The organism is Kistimonas scapharcae (assembly GCF_039540975.1).
In the GTDB taxonomy this organism is placed as follows: Bacteria; Pseudomonadota; Gammaproteobacteria; order Pseudomonadales; family Endozoicomonadaceae; genus Kistimonas; species Kistimonas scapharcae.
Window position 1 is genome coordinate 1 of the sequence record NZ_BAABFL010000307.1, and the last position, 3,881, is coordinate 3,881.

4 protein-coding genes are annotated in these 3,881 nt (G+C 49.7%); 1 reads left to right on the forward strand and 3 read right to left on the reverse strand.

Annotated elements, in window-relative coordinates; genetic code table 11:
• Positions 1–72 precede the first annotated feature (72 nt).
• The gene (locus ABD892_RS11375) at positions 73–219 is read left to right on the forward strand and encodes a hypothetical protein (protein ID WP_345195784.1); all 147 of its coding nucleotides are present in this window, start codon (positions 73–75) and stop codon (positions 217–219) included.
• A gap of 27 nt (positions 220–246) precedes the next feature.
• Here the strand turns inward: ABD892_RS11375 and ABD892_RS11380 are convergent, their stop codons facing one another.
• From ABD892_RS11380 to ABD892_RS11390, 3 genes are all read right to left on the reverse strand, one after another.
• A complete protein-coding gene (locus tag ABD892_RS11380) occupies positions 247–2,493 on the reverse strand; it encodes a hypothetical protein (protein ID WP_345195785.1) in 2,247 nt (748 codons plus the stop codon).
• 201 nt (positions 2,494–2,694) lie between these two features.
• Positions 2,695–3,414, reverse strand: a complete 720-nt coding sequence (locus ABD892_RS11385) for an OmpA family protein (RefSeq protein ID WP_345195786.1) — start codon at positions 3,412–3,414, stop codon at positions 2,695–2,697.
• Positions 3,415–3,556: 142 nt separating this feature from the next.
• The coding region (locus ABD892_RS11390) for a DUF6515 family protein (protein ID WP_345195787.1) at positions 3,557–3,881 on the reverse strand (325 nt) is incomplete at its 5' end.

Sequence of the window (3,881 nt, forward strand, 5' to 3'; positions counted from 1 at the left end):
ACCTCGAGATTAGCTACCGACGCCTCGGTAAAACCTATGCGAGTCTCCCCGGCATAGCCGGGGGTTTACCTAATGATTAATTATGATATTACCCAGTACCAACGCAAGAAAGACAAGAAAAAAGAGATGTCTATATTGAATAACAAGCTCCGCAATGATGAATTAAGTGAAAAAGAGTATCTTCAGGAAAAGCACTCGGTCGATAGCCGTTACGAATAAATACAGCAAAGCGGTCAGTTGGCCGCTTTACTTGGATTCCAGAGACAGCAGCTCTACCATATTCAGTAACATCATACCCTGATCACAGTATTTGGCGGCAAGCTGCAGCAGCTCGAACAATCCAGCCTCCCTCCTGGGTAATTCATGCAATGAATAAAGTGTCTTTGGTAAACACTGACCTGAGACCGCACCGCGGCCATGCAGTAACCGCGCGAATAAATCATACGACCAGAATCGATAACGGATATAGAGCTGCTTCAAACCGTCCAGGTACGCTTTGAAGGCGCCTGTTGCACGACTGTCTGCAGCAATGCGGTAGCCTTTGGCGAGCAACTGTGTCAGTACACGCTGGGTCAGCTGCCGGGCAGCCCGCACATCACCATTACGTGTACGGGTTTCTATACTGACATTCAGTACCGTTTCATCCTGATCGCAGAGTCGAGCCACAATCTCAGGATCAAACTCGCTGGCCATATCCAGCATACGTTCCAACCGTTTCTCTGCGCTGTGGATCTGCTCAGCCAGTAATTTGTTCGTCTGGTCATTCGAGGTTTGCTGTCGTCGCAAGACTGCCACCTGTTCACTCAAACGCTCAATCGGCAATACCGCCGCAATGAGTACGCGCTTCGTTACTGTGACTTTCGCTGACCGTGCCAGCAGTCGATCAATACAGGTCAACTCTGTGTTAAACCAATGCCGATCTACCATGCTGAGCAAAACATCTTCCGGTAACAGTCGAAGCAAACGCTGTTGTTCTTTCTTTGAGTGCTGTCGTGAGAAAGCCTCAAGCACCCGCATTTTTAATGGAAGCTGACCTTTAATAGCGCTGAAATACCCGGCAATCATCGTAGAATGCATCGCGTCTGAAAGCTGAATCAACAGATCGAATGCCTTGTCCAGATCAGCCTTTGACAAGGCATGCCGACAACGGGCAAGCAATGCCAGATCAGTATCTTCTGATACATTGAGAACGACTGCCTCTAACCGTTGAGTATGGTACCCACCGACTCGATTAATCGCAGCCAGCATAGCCAGGGCTTCAGGTAACCCAGTGAGTCGATACAATCGTTCATAATGAGGGATAACAGACAGCATCGCGTCAGACATTTCATGATGTTCAAAATAGTAAATCATCTGTCTAACGTCTTTTATGTCTGGACGCTGCACATTCACCTGTGGATAAACCGCCTGTAACAAAGAGAACAGATCTGCTAAACCACCGTTGCTGTCAGTCTTACCATTAACGGGTATCGCTGATTGTTGGGTATGAGCATAAGCGTCTATTAGTAACTGATTTGACAGGCCGAGTAATAAACCTCCGATATCCTGTGCTCTCTGCTTGCGCTCTGTAACATCAATCCCGTGGGGAGAGGTATAGTGTTTTGATAACAACTTGATCAGTGGCAAATCCATGGTAGTGTGCCAATTCAGCGTACTGACATTCACTTGACTCATAAGCAACGCGATGGCTTTTTCAGGCAGAGTGCGGTGCAACATCAACAGCCATTCAACCAACTGCCGCTCATCCGACTGGCGGACCTCCGACGCAGGCAGCAAGAGCCTTAATGCCGACAACGGCATGCGTCGCAACAAGGATGCAGCCAATGCGATTTGCCCCTGCTGCTCCAGCAGACGAATTTCCTTGATTAAATTGTCAGTCATCTGCCGCGCAATCTTATGCTCACGAGCATGCGGTTCACCGGCATGATCGACAATGAGAGTCAGTTGCCGTTTTACTGCATTCAGATGACTCTCATAGTCACGATTTCGACTATTGACCGGAAGCTGCAATACCTTCTCCAGCAACGCTTGCAGGTGTCTCACACCACAGCTCACACCATGTTGTTTCTGTTTTAACGTATCTGGAGAGAGCAACACCTCGGAAAAAACAGTAGTGCCATAATGATGAGTAATGATTTCCAGACGGCAATCGGTAACATGCCAAGGGCGGGAATCATGAGCACCGGATAAAGCTGCCAGTGGCATAATCCGGAGATGGCCTATATCCAATATACGGACATGCTCCTGTGGATGAACCGTGTTATCACATGTCACAAGTCTGATATTCGCAGCGGACACCCGAACAACAGATGCATTGCCGCTGGCCAGGGAGCGGTGTATGTCGCATTCAAAGGTCTCGATGCACAGTTCTCCGGGTGCACTATACGAGACTTGAGCCGCTACGGAGCGCAGCTGGTAGTCACCCAGCAAGACGCTATCCCACTGCAGACGGACACTATTTTTATGGTTATCTTTCTCCCTGTGTAACGACATCCTGAATACCTCTATCCCTTAAATGCAACAAACCCTTGAACCGGGCCAATAAGCGTGATTTAAGATTTAGAGGGATAGAAAACCAGCAAGTTCAGTGCCGCTGGCTAGACCATAGTCGAGATACCGAAAGGACCTAGACTAAAGGCTAAGATCGACTCACTCACAGACCTTAGCCTCGGAAGGTTATTTCAGCGCTTGCTATCAATTAGCAGCAACCGCCTCATAGTCGCTTCCACCAGTCAGCTCAATCGTGACCACCCGCTCAAGGGCATAAGCATCCGCATCCCCTTTTTCGGCTTTAGACAACCGGTCACCATATGCATTCACACTGATGCGGTCTTCATGAATGCCAGCATCCATGAGGAAGAGGCGAACAGCATCGACACGTCGCTGTGACAGCGCCAGATTATATGTATCGGCGCCGCGGGGGTCTGCATAGCCATCCAGTCGAACCTTAACCGATGGATTGACTGCCAGGTAGCTGGCCAGCGCCTTCAGTCGCTGGGCCGCCTTCTCATCGGGAGCATCACCCGCTGTGCGGAACAGGATATCCTGCTGCAGGGTATCCAGTGCCAATGTTTCATACTGATGGATGGCAACCTGGGCATTGTGCAAGGCAATGCGCAACTGTTCAGTTTCCTGCTGTGCGACAGTCAGATCTGCCTGCACGACACCCAGCCGGTCAGCCTGGTTCACCTGGTTACCGAGATAATCACCGGCAGCCACACCCACCACCAGCCCAACGGGCCCACCCAGGGCTGCACCAGCGATGGCGGCACTGCCGACCGTTGCCCCTTTCTTCCAGGTCCATTCTGCCGCCTGGGCTTGAGCAAACGTCAGTGTACAAATCAATCCCAGAACAGAGGCGGTCATCATCTTCTTCATCGTTGTGCTCCTTATCATGTGCGCTGTATCTGTCATGATTTAACGCCATGAAGGAGGCATTCCAATGGCTCAAAAACGATCAATATGTGCGGAATTATGATGAATTATGGCAAGGCAGAAACCCGCAATGTCACTACTGGCAGATCAAACGACAAACAGGCCATGCAAACACAATAATTTAGCGTACAACTCGGTAAACCGTTTCCCCACGGGAACCAATCGGTTCATACCAGGTATCACCGGCCTTCCAGTAAACCCTGTTATTTTCCCGTACTTCTACGGCGCCAGCAGGTAACTTTTCAATAATTGCTCCCGCCGGTGCGGGGACGCTCTGATAGTGCCCTGATGACGTCTTGTCATAAAACACACCTTCGCGGTAATAGTACAGCTTGCCTTTGACATAAAGGCTTGTGAACGACACTTTGAAGTGGTTATAGTTTTCCGGACACACAAACAAGGGTAATCTTGAAACCCTATTAAGGTGTGTGAGCATGTCGGAAAAG